Below are 18,928 nucleotides of genomic sequence, written 5' to 3' on the forward strand. Positions count from 1 at the left end.
TCGCGCGACACATGGTCGTCTGGCGCCCACGCGCAGGTGGCATGCCGCGTGGTCAGAAGACGAAGAGGCCGGCGGTTCCGGGGCCGGTGTGAGCGCCGATGCTCGGGCCGATTCGGTACTGGAGTACCTCGGCCACTCGGTCGTCGCCGGTGACGGCGTCGGTGATGGCGAGCGCCAACGGCCGGCTCGTCGCGTCCGAGGTGCCGACCGCGATGCGAAGACCGGCATCGTCGCTCGGCGGCCACGCCAGCGCGTCGTCGACCATCGCCTGCACCGCCTCGTCGAGATCGTTCGCGGTGACCAACACCGACAGCTCCGGTCCGGTCATCGCCAGGACGGGCACTCCGCCCTCCGACGCCTGCTCGACACCCACGCCGGAGGCGCGCCCCGACCGGTCGACGAGGCTCGGCACCCCGACGACGAACGACGTTCGCAGCGACCCGGCCCGGGAGCGGGCGATCCCAGCAGCAGCGGCCAGGTCGGCACCGTCCTCGATCGCCTGGGCAGCTGCCCACGCGCAACACGAGACACCGAAGCTGGCGGTACCGGTGTCGATGAGCGTGACCGGCACGTCGATGCTCTGTGCTGCAAGGCGGGCGGAGTTGAGCGTCCCGCTCATCGCCTCCGACACGTGGATCGACAGGATCTCGGTGGCACCACGGTCGACGAGGCGTCGATACGCGTCGACGAACGCCCCGGGCGCTGGCTGGCTCGTGGAGACGTCGGGCGCGGCACCATCGCTCCACGCGGCGTAGAACGCGTCGGCATCGAGGTCGACGCCTTCGTGATGCTCGACGCCGTCGATCGTGACGACGAGCGGCACGATCTCGATGCGGTGCCGCTCTGCGAGTTCGCGCGGCATCTGGCTGTTGGAATCGACGACGATCCCGATCATGCCGTCGAGGCTTCAGCGAATGCCGTGTCGCTCACGTCGCCGGCGGCGATGAACCGCTCGGCGATGATCGCGCTCGACAGCAGTGCGCTGATCGGCAACATGATCGTCGGCTTCGGCCCCCAACCGTTGCGCCAGCCCTTGGCCCACCACACGAACCCGCCGGCGACCCAGACCACGCTCGAGGTGAGCGTCGCTGCGAACGCTCGCTGGCGAAACGTCGGGACTGCGGACGTGGCCGCGGCGACGGCGACGTCGATCGGAAAGTAGACCGGGAACGTGGCCAGGCACTGCCCGACGCTGGCGGCGACACCCTTGCCACCGCGGAAGCCGTTCCACACCGGGTAGCAGTGCCCTGCGACCGATGCCGTGCCGGCGAGGTGGGCCCCCGTCGGGCCGGCGAGGACGCCACCTGCCCCGCACGCCACGACCGCTTTCGAGATGTCGCCGGCCATCACCGCGATGCCGGCTTTGGTACCGAGCACCTTTCGAGCATTGGCTGCTCCTGGATTCCCGGTCCCGGCGGTGCGGAGGTCGGATCCGGTGAGGCGACGAGCGACGATGTCGGCTGTCGACACCGTGCCGAGCAGATAGCCGAGCCCGACCGCCATGGCGAGCCGGTTCGCCTTCCCCCGCCGTCCTCTGAGTCGCATGAGGCGACGATAGACGCAACGGTCGCGCCGACGATGCGTGCACGCGCGGGCGCTCGTGACTGTTCACATTCACCCACGTTCCGTCGCTCGGTCGCATGTCGGTTCGTGAGCCGAGAGCGGCTCACGGCGGATCTCTCGCGTTTCGCGACATCGCGCGTGGAACGCCCGACCGCCGCTGTTAGATTCCTGTTGCTCTCAACGAGAAGAGGTCCACGCCTCGAATAGGCCCCCATCGTCTAGTGGCCTAGGACACCACCCTTTCAAGGTGGCGGCACGGGTTCGAATCCCGTTGGGGGTGCGGTGCGGTAACGCACTACACATACACAAGGCAGGTTGACATCTGCTGGGAATACCAACTGGTCCCGTGGTGAAGTCAGGAGTTCACGCCGGCCTGTCAAGCCGGAGGTCGCGGGTTCAAATCCCGTCGGGACCGCCAACAGGGGCCACTCACCAAGATCCGTCAGCGGATTGCGGAGGGTGGCTTTTGTTACATACGGAGGGAAACCTCTGGTTTGGTCTCGTAGCTCAGTTGGCAGAGCGCTCGCCTGAAAAGTGAGAGGTCACCGGATCGACGCCGGTCGAGACCACAACGAAAGCCCTGGCAGATCGCTCGCCGATCCGCCAGGGCTTCTTTTGTTCCTAGGCTCGCCCGCAAGTACCCCGCACGAGGACACTGGTCCGTACTGCGGGACCGTCTCGGCGGCGTTCTCATTCCGCATCTCCGCAGTGCGAGCAGTCTGTGCGATTCGGGCATGCCACCAGTCTGATCGCCTTCATCGATGGCTTAAGGGAAGATGCATCGGTGGCCGGACGCCCGCCTGCGTGGCGAGCGGCGCCGGTTCAAGGCTCTCGCCGACAAATAGCCGCGCTGTCAACACTGCTTTAGTGTCTACTGGGGATGGGGAAGCTGCACGACGCAACGACATGGATTCTCAAGTATCTCCGGGTCATCTCTGCTCTCTCCCTCGTGTCGGCCTTCACTTTGGGTGTCGTATTCGTCGCTCTGCTCGATGGCGATGCCTTCCGAGAGATCGGTGGCGCGCTCATCTCAGGCGCCGTCCTAGGCGGCGCCGTCCTCACGTTCGAAGAAGCCGCCGAACACCGCCGTCAGACCGTCGCCGACAAGCGCGAGGAGCGCTTCGAACGCAACGCTGACGAACGTGTGGCACGCGAGGACCGCCTGGCCATATGGCGCGACATCGACGCCGTCGTGACCCGCGCATTCGTGCCAGTCCTGTCACACCTCGCTGACGGCCCAAAAAATTTGCACTTCCTGGATATGTCCAGATCGACGTTCAGCACCAACGTCGTCGCTCCCTTCCACCAAGCCATCAGCAACGAGATCAACCCGCTGCTCGATCGACTCCCCGACCCCTTCGTTCGCCAGCCTTTCGACCAACTGCTACAAATCGTCAGCAGCCCTGTCGACAATCTGGCGGCGACTGGCGAGGATCTCGTGAGGACGTACGCCGCTATCAACGACCTTGTTGTACAGATCATCGACGACATCGGTCGGGAGCGAGTTGAGGAACGCGGCGACGTGCATCGACTCGGTTCGCCCGTCAGATAGCGCGAGTCGCCCCGAGCTACACGAGGGTGTCATCGCTCATGCCGGTGACAAGCGTGCTGCGTAGCATGTGAGGGTGAATGGCGAGTTCTGGGACTTCACGATCAACTTCGGTGACGTTCTCCTAGCGTTCGTTGGCGTCGGCGGCGGCGCGTACACCGGGTCGCGGGCGATTCAGACCGCCCGACATCGGGCCGATGTACGGATGCGTCTGTACGACAATGTGATCGTCCGCATCAGCACACCGCCATCGATCGTTGACTACGAAGTCGAATCTGAGTTCGATCGCGCTGAGCGGAACTATCAGTCCGCCATCTCCACGGCGGTGCGTCTCGTCAGCGTTCTACCGGTGCCGGAGCGGGTCTTGTGGTCACGCTTCGCACGCGAACTAGGCGAATCAGCAGTTTCATCTTTCGAGAACCGATACGGCCCCGACAGACTGGACCGACGGAGCAAAGACATCCCGACGCTCAGGGAGACGTTGTTGAACCCTGAGATTTGGCCGCGAGCCGACATCGCGACCTCACAGCTCGGAAACACCCTGTCCAGAGGAGCCGCCGAAGACCGAGTTCTCTTGCCCGAGAGGGCTGAACCGTTGCTTGAGTACCTTTCGCTGCACATACGGCCCGGATTGCTTCGTCGCCCTCGGCGTCTCTGGACAGCGTGCCTACTCCGACTCGCGGCGGCGAGGCGGTATGTGGCAAGGGCTCGTAGTCGGGCGCGCCCCGCTCGCGTCTGAAGGTGCGGCCCTCGCGGCAAGGTTGGCTAGGCCCCTGCGTTCATCCTGCGTCTCGTTCCATCGATGGCTATCTCACCGAGGGCGACCCGACTCGCCTGAAAAGTGAGAGGTCACCGGATCGACGCCGGTCGAGACCACGACATCGAAGGCCCCTCCCGATCGGGTGGGGCCTTCGTCGTTTTCGTCTTCCGCTCCGCCGAACGAACGCGTCCGGTCGAATCGGCCCGGTGCTGCGTTCCCGGCCGACGGTGACACCGCCGGCCGGGGACGAGTCAGCTCGTGTAGGTCTGGAGCTGTCCGCCGTCGGTGGCGAGCTGCTCGAGGAGCGGCGAGAGCGTCCAGTGCTTGCCACCGAGCGACTCGCTGTAGCCCTTGATCTTCTCGACGATCTCGGCGAGGCCGACGCTGTCGGCCCAGTGCATCGGACCGCCGCGGTAGACGGGCCAGCCGTAGCCGTTCACCCAGACCACGTCGATGTCGCTGCCGCGGATGGCGATCTTCTCCTCGAGGATCTTCGCGCCTTCGTTGACCATCGGGTAGAGCAGCCGCTCGAGGATCTCCTGATCGGAGACCTCACGCTGCTCGTGACCCTTGCTGATCGCGAAGTCCTTGATGAGCTGTTCGACCTCGGGGTCGGGCGTGGCGGCGCGCGTGTCGGGATCGTAGGTGTAGTACCCGCGTCCGTTCTTCTGGCCGCGACGGCCGTTCTCGCAGAGGATCTCGCGAATCGTCGACGACGACGAGGTCTCTTCCTTCCAGCCGATGTCGAGGCCGGCGAGGTCGCTCATCGAGAACGGGCCCATCGGGAAACCGAACTCGTACAGGACGTTGTCGACCTGGGCCGGGGTGGCACCTTCCATCAGCATCCGCTCGGCTTCGGCACCGCGCATGAACAACATGCGGTTGCCCACGAAGCCCGGACACACGCCGACCATCACGCTGACCTTCTTGATCTTCTTGCCGATCGCCATCGTGGTGGCCACGACCGAGTCGGACGACTTGTCGCCGCGCACGTTCTCGAGCAGCTTCATGACGTTGGCCGGGCTGAAGAAGTGCATGCCGATGACGCTCTCGGGGCGGCTGGTGACCGCTGCGATCTCGTTGACGTCGAGTGCCGACGTGTTCGACGCCAGCAGCGCACCCGGCTTGCAGATCTCGTCGAGCTCCTTGAAGATCGACTTCTTCAGGTCCATGTCTTCGAACACGGCTTCGATGACCATGTCGCAGTCGGCGAAGTCGGCCTTGTCGGTCGAACCGGTGATGAGCGCCATGCGCTCCTCGACCTGCTCGGGCGTGGTCGAGCGCGAACGCTCGTAGTTCTTGCGAACGACGCCGAGTCCACGGTCGAGTGATTCCTGGTCGCGCTCGACGATGGTGACGGGGATGCCGACGTTGGCGAAGTTCATCGCGATGCCGCCACCCATCGTGCCCGCACCGAGGACGCCCACCTTCTGGACGTCGATGAGCGGCGTGTCTTTCGGGATGTCGGGGATCTTGTTCGCGGCGCGTTCGGCGAAGAAGTAGTAGCGCTGGGCCGCCGACTGCGGGCCGGTCATGAGCTCCATGAAGAGCTTGCCCTCGACCTTCAGGCCCTCGTCGAAAGGCAGGTTGGCCGCTGCTTCGATGCACCGGATGTTGTATTCGGGAGCGAGGAACCCGCGCGTCTTGCGGGCGATGCCCTTGCGGAAGTCGGCGAAGGTCTGCTCGTCGCCCTTGTGCTGTTCGACCAACTCGTTGCGGTCGCGCACCCGGGTGCGGGGCATGTTTTCGTCGACGGCCTTGTTGGCGAACGCAACGGCTGCGGCTCGGAGGTCGTCGAGGCTGTCGCTGTCGACCACGTCGTCGACCAGGCCGCCCTCCTTGGCTTCGGCGCTGCTGATGTGACGACCCGTCGTCATCATCTCGAGCGCCTTGGGCACGCCGACGAGGCGCGGTAGGCGCTGGGTTCCACCGGCGCCGGGGAGCAGACCGAGGTTGACTTCGGGCAGACCGAACTTCGCCGACGCGACCGACACGCGGTAGTGCGCGCACAGGGCGACTTCGAGGCCGCCGCCGAGGGCGGTGCCGTGGATGGCGGCGATGACCGGAACGGGCGCGTCCTCCATGGCCGACTGCACTTCTTGCAGCCCGACGGCTTGCGGGGCGCCGCCGCCGAACTCGCTGATGTCGGCGCCGGCGATGAACGTGCGGCCGTCGCAGATGACGACGATGGCGGACGCTCCCGATTCGGTGGCTTGCGTGATGCCGTCGAACAGGCCCTGCCGGACGTGCCAACTCAACGCGTTGACCGGCGGGTTGTTCACGATGACGAGGGCAACGTCGCCGTCTCGCTCCACGCGAACGGACTCGGACACTTGGGTGGATGCAGACGGATCGCTCATAGCCCACAGTCAAGCACCCGGCGGCCGATCGGTTCGATTCTTCTCCGACCTACCAGCTCTTCTCCGACCTACCAGCTCGCCAGCTCGCTCGCGATCGCGTGATAGGCGTCGGACACCGAGTCCGCCTCGCGCACCTCGGCCAGTTCTGGCGCAGTGGCGAGTCGTTGGGCGACCGCCGCGAGTTCTGGGGTGTCGCGCCTGGCGGCGATCGCCGCGTTGCTCTCCGGGCTCTCGGCGAGGGTGAAGGTCATCGGCAGCAGTCGGGCGAATCGAGCGATCGCTTCATCGAGCGGACCCGTTCGTCCCGGCTTGCGAGTGCGTGTGTATTCGTGGTGTTGCCAGAGCCCGTCGAGGTCGTCGAAGAACTCGTCGTGGGCGGCGAAATGGACGTGCTCGACGTTGAGCTGGATCGCGGTGGCCGAGCACATCAGACACGGCTCGAGTGTGGTGTAGAGGTGCAACCCGCGGGCGAAGAACGGCTCCATCGCGGCGAACGCGTTCATCTCGGCGTGTGCGAGAAAGTTCCCGCCGATCGTGCGCGACGCCGGTTGCTGCTCGGTGACTCGGTTGCGACCGGTCGACACGACGTCGCCGGTGCCCGGGTCGACGAGCGCTGCACCGATGCCGTAGTTGCCGGAGCGGAACGACGCCCACGCTTCGTCGAACACCACCCGCCACGGATGCCCCAGCTCCTCGATTCCCAACGCCCCCATCACCCGATCCTCCCACAACGACCACATCGAGCCTGGCCAAAAATCACCCCCACACGACCACATCGAGCCTGGCCAAAAATCACCCCCACGCGACGACATTTGGCCTGGCCAGAAATCACCCCGACGCGACGACATTTGGCCTGGCCAGAAATCACCCTCACGCGACCACTTTGAGCCTGGGCAAAAATCACCCTCACGCGACCACATTTGGCCTGGGCAAAAATCACCCCCACGCGACCACTTTGAGCCTGGGCAGAAATCACCCTCACGCGACGACATTTGGCCTGGGCAGAAATCACCCTCACGCGACCACTTTGAGCCTGGGCAGAAATCACCCTCACGCGACGACATTTGGCCTGGGCGGAAATCGCCGTTTGGGGGGCGCGGTGGTTGCTGGCCTGGGTAGGGGTCGCCCTGTGGTGGGCGAGGGTCAGCTCGCGGCGAACTCGGCGACGGCGCCGTCGACCACGGCGGGCTCGATGCCGCACTTGGCCGACGAGGTCTTCACCGACTCGACGGCGGCAGGATCCTGTGCGGCGAGCAAGGTGAAGATCGTCGGATCGTTGTCGGCGAGCGTCGTCTCGATGGCACAGTTCGCCACCTGTGGGTCGATGCCTTGGCCGGTGTAGCCGTTCCCGCCGACGAGCAGGTCGAACACGATCTGCTGGATCGGGTCGGTCGGCGGGTCGACGCTGAAGCCCGACGGATCGATCTCCGGCCCGGCGGGCTCCTCCGGCTCGGCCGCGACCGTGGTCTCGGGTGCGTCCTCGACCGGAGGCGGCTCCTCGTTGCGCTGGATCGCGATGGCGCGCTCGATCTGGTTCTCGGTGATGCCGCAGTCACGCGCAGCCTGCGCGATGAGTTCGGCAGCAGCCGGTTCGGCGGTCGCCGCGCCGAGCGCGAGCAGTTCGTCGTCGCTCGTTCGCGATGCCAGCGTCTCGATTGCACAGTTCGCGACGTTCGGCGCAACTCCGACCTGGTCACCGGTGAGCAGATCGAAGAGCGTGCCGCCGACGAGGCCTTCGGGGCGCTCGTCGCCGAAGCCCGACGGGTCGACGAGCGGTCCGGCGGGCTCCTCACCCTCGGGAGGCGCCGTGGTGGGCGGCGGAGCGATCGTCGTGGTGGTCGTCGTCGTGGTCGTGGGCAACGGCACCGCGGTGAACGATGCGGTGCTCGCTTCGCCCGACTCGGTGTCGGCCGTCGAGTACACACCGACGACGCCAGCGGCGAGCGCGACCACGCCCACGCCGGCGCCGACCATCTGGCCGCCCGGGACGTTGGCCGCGAGGCGGACCGAGCCGTCGATCGCGCCCTGCTCCTGGGTTCCGAGCCAGCCGCGCTCGTCGACCCAGACCGACAGCGGCGGCATGACGACGAGCGCTGCGAGGAGCGCGATCGCCACGTTCATCGTGACGATGATGCCGAAGTCACGGAGCAGCGGGAGCGCCGATCCGATGAGCACGGCGAAGCCACCGATGGTCGTCATGGCCGAGGTGAAGAAGGCGCGGCCTGTGCGACCCGCTGCCTTGTCGGATGCCTCGCGCGGCGTCAGGCCGGTCTGGCGTTCCTCGAGATATCGGCCGAGGATCAGCACGGCGAACTCGGCACACGTCGCGATGACGAGCGGACCGCCCACGGTGGTGAGCGGGCTCAACTCGAAGCCGATCAACGCCACGATCAGCGACGAAGCACCGACGGCGAGCAACACCGGAACCAGGGCGAGCAACGCCCGCGTGACCGACCGGAAACGGAGCACGAGGAACAGTCCGGCGAGACAGAGCGCGAGGTACGTGAGGTTGGCGCGGTTGGCCGACAGGTTCTCGAGCAGGCCGATGCCGACGGTCGCCAGGCCGGCCGGGGTCGCTCGGACCGCGGTCTGCCCATCGGGAAGATCGGCGAGGAGCAAGCTGTCGGCGTCGAGCGTGGCTTGCAGTGCGTCGATGCGAGCGTCGAGATCGTCGGCGAGCGATTCGACGAGCACGGCGCGTTCGTCGAGGCTGGCCGGCGCCAGGCGGAGGTTGATCTGCGTCGCCGTGCGGTCGGGGTTGACCAGCACGCGCTCGATGTTGGCGAGCGTCGTGCGAACGTCGGCGTCGTCGTCGCTCTGCAACGTCGTGTCGGCGTTGACGATGTCTTGGGTCGACGGGGCGATCACCGTGGCGCCGTCGATGTCGATGATCTTGGCCATCGTGTTGACGAGGCTCGACGACGACACGACGTCAGGTCGAGCTTCGGCGTCGATGATGAACTCGTGGATCAGGTCGACGACGTCTTGGTCGTAGACGTTGTTGGCCGTGACGAGGATGCCGAGCGTCGAGCCGAAACCGGTGGCGACCTCGAGCTCTTCGATGTCGGCCACGGTCTGGCTGCTCTGGTCGATCCACTTCACGGGATCGGACTGGATCTTGGTCTCGCCTTCAACGAGCACGCCGCCGACGAACAGGGCGAGTGCGGCGACGACGAGCGGCAGACCGAACTTGGTCGGCAGGCCACCCAGGCGAACGACGAGCTTCTCGACCAGCGATTCGCCCCGGTCTTCGGTGGGCTTGACCCACTCACGAATGCCGAGCGCGGCGACCGGGACGACGATGCCGAGAATGACGAGGACGACGACACCGACCGCGAGCAACACGCCGAAGTCACGGATCATCGGCACCTTCGAGATGCGCAGCGCGAGGAACGCGAGCACGCCTGCGACGGTGGCGGCGATGAGCGGCGGCGCGACGTTGGCGACCGTCTCGGAGATCGGGTGCTCGTCGTTGTCGAGCACCACTTCTTCTTCGACACGGTTGTGGATCTGGATCGCGAAGTCGATGCCGAGACCGATCAGGATCGGCAGACCCGAGATGGTCACGAGCGACAGGTCGATGCCGAAGAGGCCCATGAGGGCGAAGGTCCAGAGCACGCCGATGAGCACGGCGAGCAGCGGGAGCAGGCGCCACCGGACGCGGAAGATGAGGCCGAGGACGACCGCCATCACCGCGAGGGCGGCCAGGCCGAGGGTGAGCATGCCGCCCTGGAGGTAGTCGTTGATCTCGGCGAGGTACACCGGCGAGCCGGTGACCGTGAGGTCGAACCCCTCGAACTGCGCGCGCTCGAGGATGTCGAGCACGGTTTCGGTCGTCGACGACTGGGTGTCGAGGTCGATGTTGCCGTCGAGGATGATGCCACCGACCGCGGTGCCGTTGAGCGGTCCGTTGAGGTTGCCGTCGTCGTCGAGGGCGTTGGGGAACGTGCCCTGCAGCGACTTGCGGATGACGAGCTGATCGGCGTCGGGGGCGATGACCTCACCGTCGACGACCTCGAAGTTGTCGTTGCCGTAGATGAGCAGCTGGTTCCACAGCGGGTTGCCGATGACCTGTTCGCCGGCGGCGCCGCGTCGCGCGAGCGCGATGCCGATGTCGGCGGTGCGCGCCTCGGAGCCGGCTTCGTCACGACTCAGCGCGCCGGTGAGCGCGGCCGATCCGGCCGGACCGCCGACGAGCTCGGAGCTGAACGTGAGCGACGTGAGCGGTGTGACGACCGAGTAGACGGCCGGCACCTCGGCGAGCTCGTCGTTGAGGCGTTCGAGCGTCTCGAGGTTCGAACCTTCGAAGAGCTTCGACACGTCGACGTCGGCATCGTCTTCGGCGGTGAACAACAGGATGATCGTCTCGCCGCCGAAGTTGTCCTGGAACTCGACGTTGTCGATCGCGATCTGCGAGTCCGGGTTGAGGTAGCTGTCCTGTCCGGTGGCGAACTCGACGCGGGTGAATCCGATCGACAGCGCTGCGGTGACCACCGCGAGAACGACAGCAACGATCTTCCAGTGCTTTCCGAGCTGAACGCCCGTGTTCCTCCAGAAGTTCTCCATGGTCCTGCTCCTACCTGATCGACCGAATCGACGTCCGGCGTGATTCACCGGGCCGGAGAGTATGCGCCGACAACATGCGAACACCTCCGATGATTCTGCACCGATGCCCAGTCGTCAAGCCGATGCGCGCGTCACGGGCGTCGGCTGGGGTCGGTTGCGAGCTGCGCCCGGGTCGCGACCGCGTCGAGGAGCGAACTCACCGCCGCGGTTCGTCGAAGGATCAGGTGCCGAAACCGAAACCCAGATCTGGTGCGGTCAGCAGCGGGCGATACGCGATGCCGCGCTCGTCGGCCATCGCCGCGCACGTGCCACCGCGGTCGACGATCACGCTCATGAACACCGGTTCGGCACCGAACGCGGCGATCTCGTCGACCGCTTCGATCAGCGACGTTCCGCGCGTGGTCGTGTCTTCTGTCACCAGCACGCGATCACCGGGCTGGAGCGCCCCGGCGATGCGTCCGGTGATCCCGCCCTGCTTCGCTTCCTTGCGCACGCTGAAGCTGCGCAACGAATGGCCGCGTGTGGCGAGAACGGCGGCGACGCCGTACGCCATCGGGTCGGCGCCCATCGTGAGGCCGCCGATCGCGTCGATCGACGCGAGGTCGTCGCCGAGCACCTCGACCAGTGCGTCGGTGACCGCGAGGATGCCGTCGGCTCGACACGCGGTCTGCTTGGTGTCGAGAAACCAGTTGCTCGTCGCGCCCGACTTGAGGACGAACTCACCGGTCTTCACCGAGTGTTCGATGACGTGGCGTCGAAGCGTGTCGAGGGTCGGGCTCAATCCCGGAAGTTCACTCACGAAGAAGAAGGTACTGCCAGGGCTCGAACGCGCCGCCAACGACGGGAGCGCCCAAGCCTGCGAAGACGGGCAACGCAGCTGACCGCTCGGGCGCAACCCGAGAACCCGACGACAGCGACGAAGCCACTGAAGACGACGAGCCTGCGGAGACGGGCGACGCAGTCGACCGCTCGGGCGCAGCCCGAGGACTTGATGGCAGCGACGAAGTCGCTGAAGGCGGCGAAGCCGCCGGGGCCGAAGGCCCCACCATCAACATTCGACGACGCTGACCGGGATGCGCGTCGCCAGGCCTCCTTCGGCCGTTTCCTTGTAGTCGGCGTGCATGTCCTGCGCGGTCTGCCACATCGTGTCGATCACGTCATCGAGCGACACGCGGGCGAGTTCGGGCGTGCTCGCTCGGGCGAGGCGCGACGCGCTGATCGCCTTCATCGCACCCATCGCGTTGCGCTCGATGCACGGCACCTGGACGAGGCCGCCGATCGGGTCGCAGGTGAGTCCGAGGTGGTGTTCCATCGCGATCTCGGCGGCCATCAACGATTGCCGGACCGTTCCACCGCGGCACTCGGTGAGCGCTGCGGCCGCCATCGCCGACGACACGCCGATCTCGGCCTGACAACCGCCCATCGCCGCGGAGATCGTGGAGCCCTTCTTGAAGATCGCTCCGATCTCGGCGGCAACGAGCAGGAACCTGATCGCCTCGGCGTCGGGGTCGCCACCCGACAGACCGTCGGGGTCGAGGTGCTTCAGGTGATGGAACATCACGGCCGGGATCACGCCGGCGGCGCCGTTCGTCGGCGCGGTCACCACTCGACCGAATGCCGCGTTCTCCTCGTTGATGGCGAGCGCGAAACAACTGATCCACGCGACGGTGTCGTCGAACTCGGCGGGGGCCGAGCGAACGGCGTCGAACCAGTCGGTGGCCGACTCGAACGCCGATGCCGGGCCGATCAGGTCGTCGTGGAGTCGCGCCGCTCGACGTGTGACGTCGAGGCCGCCTGGCAGGGTGCCGTGCGTGCGGCAGCCGCGGAACGCGCACTCGAGCATCACGTCGCGGATCGCGAGGAGGTCGCGGTCGATCCGGTCGTCGGGTCGCCACGAACGTTCGTTGGCGCGCACGACCTCGGCGATGGTGCCGCCGCTGTCGTCGGCCCAGCGCTGCAGATCGCTCGCCGAGTCGATGGGGTACGGCAGTTCGGCGATGGCCTCGACCCCACCGAACGACGTGCCGGTGTCGACGCCGTCGTCGTGCTGGTGCTCGTGCTCGACGAAGCCGCCGCCGATCGAGTATGAGGTCTGCGTCACGACGCGCCCGTCGGCGAGTGTGGCGGTGAACCGCATGCCGTTGGGATGTGCGGGCAACGACTCCGTCTGCAGGAAGTGCAGGTCGCGTTCGCGGACGAACGGCACCGGGTGCTCACCGCCGAGGAGCAGGCGCCCCGACGCCAGGCACTCGGGTCCGAGCTGTTGGACGATGTCGACGTCGCAGGTGACCGGGTCGTGTCCGCTCAGCCCCATCATGATCGCGATGCCGGTGCCGTGGCCTCGACCGGTCTTGGCGAGCGAGCCGAGCAGATCGACCTCGACGGACGTGACGGCGTGGAGGCCACCGCGGTCGCGCAGTCGATCGACGAACGCCTGAGCGGCGCACCACGGACCGAGGGTGTGCGAGCTCGACGGGCCCACGCCGATCTTGAGCATGTCGAAGACGCTGATCGGCGGTGACGAACTCATGCCACGAGTGTCGCAGCTCGCGGTCACCCTCGATTGCGGCTGTCGCGAACGAGCACTTCCTGGGCAACGGTGGCGACGTGCGCGCCGTCGGGTGAGAACACGTGGCCGAGCGAGAGACCCCGGCCGCTCACCAGATGGAGACAGCTGAAGTCGTAGAGGTGCCATTCGTCGGCGACGACCGGCCGGTGGAACCAGACGGTGTGGTCGAGACTCGCTGCGAAGCGGAACTCCTCGGCGCCCTCTTCGGACGAAATCGGGTGCATGTTCAACACCGACTCGGTCGGCAGGTCATCGGACAGGTAGGTCAACCAGCAGCGGTGAATGAGTTGTGATGCTCGGTCGGCGGGATCGCCGATCGGATTCGTCACTTTCATCCAGGTGACGACGCGCCCTCCGCCGTCGCGTTGCGACGCGCTCACGGCGTCGATGGGCACGTCGACTCGGTCGAATGCATCGGTCCACGATTCGGCGGTCAGCGACGCCGGTTCGGGTACTTTCGGCATCGAGACGGTCTGCACCGTCGGCGATGTTTCGGGGCGTTGAAACGAGCTCTCGGCGTTGAGAATTGCACCGACTGCTTGACGCGCCACAACACGCCTGGTGGCAAAACTGCGCCCATTTCTGATGCGGTCGACCTCATATCGAATCGGCTCGGATGCGTCGCCCCGCCGAATGAAATAGGCGCGAATACTGTGCGGTTCGAGTTCTTCGTCGACCGAGATCGTCGCCGCTCGCAATGCCTGCGCCACGATCTGACCGCCGTAGAGGCCGCCCCACGGATATTGCGGTCCGGAACCGACGTGAACATCGTGACCGTGTTGAGACAATTCGAACATTGTTTTCAACGCTATTGCCTTTGAGTCGGCATTTCATACACTGGGCCGTATGGCACCAAAGACTCCGATGTCTGATTCACATAAAGCTGCACTCGCCAAGGGACGCGCCGAAGGAAAGATCGTTCGCGAATACCTCGAAGGTCTGCGCGCGACGAAGCCGAAGCGAGGCCGCAAACGCACGCCTGAAACCATCAAGGCACAACTCGACGAGATCGACGCCACCATCGCCGATGCGAACCCGATGGACGAGCTCTTGATGATCCAGAAGCGGCGAGATCTCACCGACGAACTCGACGCAATGTCGAAGACCGTCGACATGAAAGCGCTCGAAGACGCGTTCGTCGGCGCTGCCAAGAGCTACAGCGAGAGCAAGAAGATCAGCTACGCGAGCTGGCGCGACGTCGGGGTCGAAGCCTCGGTCCTCAAGCGCGCCGGCATCAGCCGCAGCGACTGACCGACAACCTGGTTATTTCCATCCGGGATGGAAATAACCAGGTCGGCGTCATTCCAATCCGTCGAGCTGCGCGAACACGATGTTCAGGTTGCTCAGGCTGCGACGCAGATCGAACGCGTCGTCGAGCACCGAGTTGTCGACCTCGTCGTCGGCTTCGAGCAGCGTCCGGAAGTCGAGACCTTCGTCCCACGCCCGCATGGCGTTGCGCTGCACGATGCGATACGCCTCGTCGCGCGTCTTGCCGCTCTGCACGAGCGACAGCAGCACCGGCTGGCTGAACACGAGGCCGTAGCTCGCGTCGAGGTTGGCCTGCATCCGCTCGGGCATCACGACGAGCCCGTCGAGCAGCCGCTTGAGGCGACGCATCACGTAGTACGCGAGCTGCGACGAGTCGGGCAGGATGACCCGCTCGACCGAGCTGTGCGAGATGTCGCGTTCGTGCCAGAGCGCCACGTCCTGCAGACCGGCGAGCAGGTTCGATCGAAGCACCCGAGACAGGCCCGAGATCGTCTCGGCCGAGATCGGGTTGCGCTTGTGCGGCATCGCCGACGAGCCCTTCTGACCTGGCTTGAACCCTTCTTGTACTTCGCGCACCTCGGTGCGCTGCAGGTGACGCAACTCGACCGCCATCAGCTCGCAGGTCGCGCCGATCGAGGCGCACGCGTACAGGAACTCGGAGTGTCGGTCACGGGCGACGACCTGCGTGGCCGGCACCGGCGTGAGACCGAGCTTGTCGCCGACGAACGCCTCGACCTCGGGCGGGATGTTGGAGTACGTGCCGACCGCTCCGCTCAGCTTCATGACGGCGACGGCGTCGCGAGCAGCGCGCAGACGGGCACGATCGCGATCGACCTGGAGCGCCCAGAGTGCGACCTTGGCACCGAACGTCGTCGGCTCGGCGTGGATGCCGTGGGTGCGGCCGATCATCACCGTGTCCGCGTGCTCGCGCGCCATCCGCACGAGCGTGGCCAACAGGTCGGTGGCGGCCTCGATCATCAGATCGGCGGCATCGCGCATCGCCCAACACAGGGCGGTGTCACCGACGTCGGACGAGGTGAGCCCGTAGTGGATCCATGACCCTGCCGGATCGTTGATCGCGTCCTGCACCACATCGACGAATGCCGCGACGTCGTGGTCGGTGATCTGTTCGCGTTCGTGGATCTTCTGGACGAACGCTTCGTCGCTGACCGGCGCGTTGGCACGGCAGATGGCGGCGGCTTGGGCGGGCACGACGCCGGCTTCGGCGTGGCCTTCGGTCGCCAGCAGTTCGACCTCGAGCCAGCGTCCGAAGCGCACCGGATCGGACCACACCGCATCCATTTCGGGAGTCGAATAGCGAGGGATCATGCTTGTTTCCTTTGGACCTGGACCGAGGCAAACGACATCAGCTTTCCCACATGAGGTAGTCGTCGCGTTCTGCTCCGACGCCCACGACGCGCACCGGAATGCCGACCTCGCGTTCGACGACCTCGATGAACGCCTTCGCTTCAGCGGGAAGCTCTCCCGCGGCACGTGCCGCGCTGAGCGAGGTCTTCCAACCCGGGAGCTCTTCGTAGATCGGTTCGATCTCTTCGAGCACGTCGTATCGGTCGGGATAGTCGGTGACCGTTTCGCCTCGATACGAGTAGCCGGTGCAGATCTTGACGGTGTCGAATCCGTCGAGGATGTCGAGTTTGGTGAGCGACAGTTCGGTCAGCGAGTTGAGCCGAACCGCGTGGCGGATCATCACCAGGTCGAGCCAGCCGCAGCGACGGGCGCGACCGGTGACGGTGCCGAACTCCTTGCCGACGCGGCCGAGCGTCTCACCGTCGTCGTCGAAGAGTTCGGTGACAAACGGGCCGGCGCCCACACGGGTCGTGTACGCCTTGGTGATGCCGACGATTCGGTCGAGGTCACGAGGGCCGAGGCCTGAACCGACGCAGGCGCCGCCGGCCGTCGGGTTCGACGACGTGACGTACGGGTACGTGCCGTGGTCGAGGTCGAGGAACGTGGCCTGGGCACCTTCGAGCAACACGTGCGCTCCACCGGCGAGCGCGTTGTGCAGAAGGCTGATCGTCTCGGCGACGTACGGCTTGAGCCGTGCGCCCATCTCGCTGTATCGAGCGACCATGTCGTCGACGTCGAGTTCGTCACCACCGGCTTCGGCGATGAGCTTGTTCTCGGCGGTGGCCCGCTCGCGGATCAGCGTGGCGAATCGCTCGGGGTCGACGACGTCGCCGGCGCGGATGCCGACGCGGCGCGCCTTGTCGGCATAGGCCGGGCCGATGCCCTTGAGCGTGGTGCCGATCTTGTCGTCGCCGCGCATGGCTTCGGCGATCGCGTCGTGCGCCTGGTGCCACGGGAAGATGAGGTGAGCTCGGCTCGACACCTTGAGGTCGGCGCACGAGTTGCCGCGTGCTTCGAGCATGTCGATCTCGCTGAACAGGGTGGGCAGGTCGACCACGACGCCATTCGCGATGACCGGGATGACGTGCTCGTACAGGATCCCCGACGGGATCAGCTGGAGGGCGTACTTCTCGCCGTCGACGACGACGGTGTGGCCGGCGTTGTGGCCGCCCTGGTAGCGCACCACGTAGGTGTGCTCCTTCGAGAGGAGGTCGATGACTTTGGCTTTGCCTTCATCGCCCCATTGGGCTCCGACGACGACGGTGACGGGCATGACGCTCCCCGCGGGTGGGCTGGATGTGTGACTACTGATTGGTCACAACGGAACGTGACGAGATCGTACTCGCCGCAGCGCCGGATGGCCCATCCCGTTCTTTCGAGCCCGATCGCCGGGCGCAGTGGGCGCGTGTTCGACCTCGATCGCTCACCGCGAAGTCCGGCGTGCCTCGCAGACGCGGCGGTCGCGGCTAGAAACACAGACATGGCGCCGAAGCAACCCAACCTGCTGTTCATCATGAGCGACGATCACGCCGCCCACGCGATCTCGGCCTACGGGAGCCGGATCAACGAGACCCCGCACCTCGATCGCATCGCCGAGGGCGGCATGCGGTTCGACGCGGCGTTCTGCACCAACTCGATCTGCGCGCCGAGCCGAGCCGCGATCCTGACCGGCACCTACAACCACGTCAACGAAGTGACCACGCTCGCCACCCACCTCGACAACTCGCTGTGGACGTTTCCCAAGGCGCTTCAGGCCGCCGGCTACCAGACGTCGATGTTCGGCAAGTGGCACCTCGGCCACGGTGACGCCCACGACCCGACCGGCTTCGACCACTGGCGAGTCCTCCCCGGGCAGGGCCACTATCACAACCCGGTGTTCATCGATTCGGAGAAGGGCATCGTCGAGCGCGGCGGCTACGTCACCGACCTGATCACCAACGACTGCCTTCGTCGCCTCGATCGTCGTGACCCCGATCGGCCGTTCGCGCTGTTCTGCCATCACAAGGCGCCGCACCGCACGTGGGAGCCCGACGCCAGACACTTCACGATGTACGACGACGTCGAGATCCCGTATCCCGACACGTTCCGCGACACGCTCGAAGGTCGAGCCGAGGTGGTGCAGGCGGTGAAGATGCGCATGCTCGACCTCGACCCGATCGTCGACCTCAAGGCGACGGTGCCGCCGGGGCTCACGCTCGACGAGGAGATCGACTGGCGCTACCAGCGCTACATCAAGGACTATCTGCGGGTGGTGGCGTCGATCGACGACAACGTCGGCCGGATGCTCGACTACCTCGACGACAACGACCTCGCCGACGACACGATCGTCGTCTACACGTCCGATCAGGGCTTCTTCCTCGGTGACCACGGCTGGTTCGACAAGCGCCTCATGTACGAGGAGTCGCTCGCGATGCCACTCCTGGTCCGCTACCCGGCCGCCGTCGCACCCGCGCAGGTGTGCGACGACATCGTCGTCAACGTCGACTTCGGCCCGACGCTGCTCGACCTGTGCGGTGTCGAACCTGCCGATCACGTGCAGGGCCGTTCGTTCGCGCCACTCCTCCGTGGCGAGTCACCCGACGACTGGCCCGAGTCGATGTACTACCGATACTGGATGCACAACGACGGTGCCCACGCGGTGCCCGCTCACTACGGCGTGCGGACGAGGACGCACAAGCTCATCTGCTACTACAACGACCCGCTCGACCAACCCGGTGCGCGCGGTCCGGCGAATCCGGTCGAGTGGGAGCTGTTCGATCTCGTCGCCGATCCGCTCGAGGTCGACAACATCCACGGCGCGCCGGGCACCGAGGCGATCACCGCCGAGCTGATGGCCGAACTCGAGCGACTCCAAGCAGAGGTCGGCGACCAGCCGTTCACGCCCGCCGATTGACCCACGACTGGCCGACTCGATCGGCTGGGCG

At 66.0% G+C, this 18,928-nt stretch carries 13 protein-coding genes and 3 tRNA genes; 6 read left to right on the top strand and 10 right to left on the bottom strand.

The features are described 5' to 3' along the window. Positions 1 to 52: 52 nt before the first annotated feature. Together YM304_RS23205 and YM304_RS23210 are read right to left on the bottom strand one after the other, a co-directional pair. Complete coding sequence (locus YM304_RS23205) at positions 53 to 895, bottom strand: DegV family protein (RefSeq protein ID WP_015443440.1); 843 nt, start codon at positions 893 to 895, stop codon at positions 53 to 55. Next, a complete protein-coding gene (locus tag YM304_RS23210; RefSeq protein ID WP_083908486.1) occupies positions 892 to 1,545 on the bottom strand; it encodes a glycerol-3-phosphate acyltransferase in 654 nt (217 codons plus the stop codon). The genes YM304_RS23205 and YM304_RS23210 overlap by 4 nt, the downstream gene beginning before the upstream one ends. 225 nt (positions 1,546 to 1,770) lie before the next feature. Between YM304_RS23210 and YM304_RS19440 the strand changes: the two genes are divergently transcribed. The 4 genes from YM304_RS19440 to YM304_RS23215 all read left to right on the top strand — a co-directional run bounded on the left by YM304_RS19440 (position 1,771) and on the right by YM304_RS23215 (position 3,115). Next, a tRNA-Glu gene (locus tag YM304_RS19440) sits at positions 1,771 to 1,843 on the top strand. A gap of 60 nt (positions 1,844 to 1,903) precedes the next feature. Next, positions 1,904 to 1,981: transfer RNA gene (locus YM304_RS19445), tRNA-Asp, on the top strand. A gap of 78 nt (positions 1,982 to 2,059) precedes the next feature. Continuing rightward, positions 2,060 to 2,132: transfer RNA gene (locus YM304_RS19450), tRNA-Phe, on the top strand. Positions 2,133 to 2,443: 311 nt separating this feature from the next. Then, positions 2,444 to 3,115 (top strand): hypothetical protein, encoded by a 672-nt coding sequence (locus tag YM304_RS23215; RefSeq protein WP_015443442.1) that lies wholly within the window; start codon positions 2,444 to 2,446, stop codon positions 3,113 to 3,115. Positions 3,116 to 4,123: 1,008 nt separating this feature from the next. Here the strand turns inward: YM304_RS23215 and YM304_RS19470 are convergent. The 6 genes from YM304_RS19470 to YM304_RS19495 form a co-directional block, all read right to left on the bottom strand. Next, positions 4,124 to 6,232, bottom strand: coding sequence for a 3-hydroxyacyl-CoA dehydrogenase NAD-binding domain-containing protein (locus YM304_RS19470; RefSeq protein WP_051071515.1), 2,109 nt, complete (start codon positions 6,230 to 6,232; stop codon positions 4,124 to 4,126). Between the two features lie 68 nt (positions 6,233 to 6,300). Further along, the gene (locus YM304_RS23220; RefSeq protein ID WP_015443446.1) at positions 6,301 to 6,945 is read right to left on the bottom strand and encodes a nucleoside deaminase; all 645 of its coding nucleotides are present in this window, start codon (positions 6,943 to 6,945) and stop codon (positions 6,301 to 6,303) included. Between the two features lie 430 nt (positions 6,946 to 7,375). Further along, a complete protein-coding gene (locus tag YM304_RS19480; protein WP_154723564.1) occupies positions 7,376 to 10,846 on the bottom strand; it encodes an efflux RND transporter permease subunit in 3,471 nt (1,156 codons plus the stop codon). 172 nt (positions 10,847 to 11,018) lie between these two features. After that, positions 11,019 to 11,597, bottom strand: a complete 579-nt coding sequence (gene pyrE / locus YM304_RS19485; RefSeq protein WP_015443449.1) for an orotate phosphoribosyltransferase — start codon at positions 11,595 to 11,597, stop codon at positions 11,019 to 11,021. A 249-nt stretch (positions 11,598 to 11,846) separates the two neighbouring features. After that, positions 11,847 to 13,328 (bottom strand): L-serine ammonia-lyase, encoded by a 1,482-nt coding sequence (locus YM304_RS19490; protein ID WP_015443450.1) that lies wholly within the window; start codon positions 13,326 to 13,328, stop codon positions 11,847 to 11,849. Positions 13,329 to 13,351: 23 nt separating this feature from the next. Continuing rightward, positions 13,352 to 14,164 carry an acyl-CoA thioesterase gene (locus YM304_RS19495; RefSeq protein ID WP_015443451.1) on the bottom strand — a complete coding sequence of 271 codons (813 nt, stop codon included), beginning with the start codon at positions 14,162 to 14,164 and terminating at the stop codon, positions 13,352 to 13,354. Positions 14,165 to 14,213: 49 nt separating this feature from the next. Here YM304_RS19495 and YM304_RS19500 point away from each other — a divergent pair, with 49 nt between their 5' ends. Then, complete coding sequence (locus tag YM304_RS19500) at positions 14,214 to 14,618, top strand: hypothetical protein (protein ID WP_154723565.1); 405 nt, start codon at positions 14,214 to 14,216, stop codon at positions 14,616 to 14,618. Positions 14,619 to 14,666: 48 nt separating this feature from the next. On the opposite strand, the gene purB is transcribed toward YM304_RS19500, so the two are convergent. Beyond that, on the bottom strand, positions 14,667 to 15,965 hold the full coding sequence (purB, locus tag YM304_RS19505) for an adenylosuccinate lyase (RefSeq protein ID WP_015443453.1): 1,299 nt from the start codon (positions 15,963 to 15,965) through the stop codon (positions 14,667 to 14,669). A gap of 37 nt (positions 15,966 to 16,002) precedes the next feature. Next, on the bottom strand, positions 16,003 to 17,277 hold the full coding sequence (locus YM304_RS19510) for an adenylosuccinate synthase (protein ID WP_015443454.1): 1,275 nt from the start codon (positions 17,275 to 17,277) through the stop codon (positions 16,003 to 16,005). Positions 17,278 to 17,484: 207 nt separating this feature from the next. Here YM304_RS19510 and YM304_RS19515 point away from each other — a divergent pair, with 207 nt between their 5' ends. Beyond that, positions 17,485 to 18,897: a sulfatase family protein gene (locus tag YM304_RS19515; protein WP_015443455.1), complete on the top strand. Its 1,413-nt coding sequence runs from the start codon at positions 17,485 to 17,487 to the stop codon at positions 18,895 to 18,897. The last annotated feature ends 31 nt before the right edge of the window (positions 18,898 to 18,928 follow it).

It is taken from the genome of Ilumatobacter coccineus YM16-304, assembly GCF_000348785.1.
Classification (GTDB): Bacteria; Actinomycetota; Acidimicrobiia; order Acidimicrobiales; family Ilumatobacteraceae; genus Ilumatobacter_A; species Ilumatobacter_A coccineus.

Bases quoted from the DNA above. Each gene is read 5' to 3' on its own strand.
- YM304_RS23205 (WP_015443440.1), bottom strand. From the start codon at position 895: ATGATCGGGATCGTCGTCGATTCCAACAGCCAGATGCCGCGCGAACTC.
- YM304_RS23210 (WP_083908486.1), bottom strand. From the start codon at position 1,545: ATGCGACTCAGAGGACGGCGGGGGAAGGCGAACCGGCTCGCCATGGCG.
- YM304_RS23215 (WP_015443442.1), top strand. From the start codon at position 2,444: ATGGGGAAGCTGCACGACGCAACGACATGGATTCTCAAGTATCTCCGG.
- YM304_RS19470 (WP_051071515.1), bottom strand. From the start codon at position 6,232: ATGAGCGATCCGTCTGCATCCACCCAAGTGTCCGAGTCCGTTCGCGTG.
- YM304_RS23220 (WP_015443446.1), bottom strand. From the start codon at position 6,945: ATGGGGGCGTTGGGAATCGAGGAGCTGGGGCATCCGTGGCGGGTGGTG.
- YM304_RS19490 (WP_015443450.1), bottom strand. From the start codon at position 13,328: ATGAGTTCGTCACCGCCGATCAGCGTCTTCGACATGCTCAAGATCGGC.
- YM304_RS19495 (WP_015443451.1), bottom strand. From the start codon at position 14,164: ATGTTCGAATTGTCTCAACACGGTCACGATGTTCACGTCGGTTCCGGA.
- YM304_RS19500 (WP_154723565.1), top strand. From the start codon at position 14,214: ATGGCACCAAAGACTCCGATGTCTGATTCACATAAAGCTGCACTCGCC.
- purB (WP_015443453.1), bottom strand. From the start codon at position 15,965: ATGATCCCTCGCTATTCGACTCCCGAAATGGATGCGGTGTGGTCCGAT.
- YM304_RS19510 (WP_015443454.1), bottom strand. From the start codon at position 17,277: ATGCCCGTCACCGTCGTCGTCGGAGCCCAATGGGGCGATGAAGGCAAA.
- YM304_RS19515 (WP_015443455.1), top strand. From the start codon at position 17,485: ATGGCGCCGAAGCAACCCAACCTGCTGTTCATCATGAGCGACGATCAC.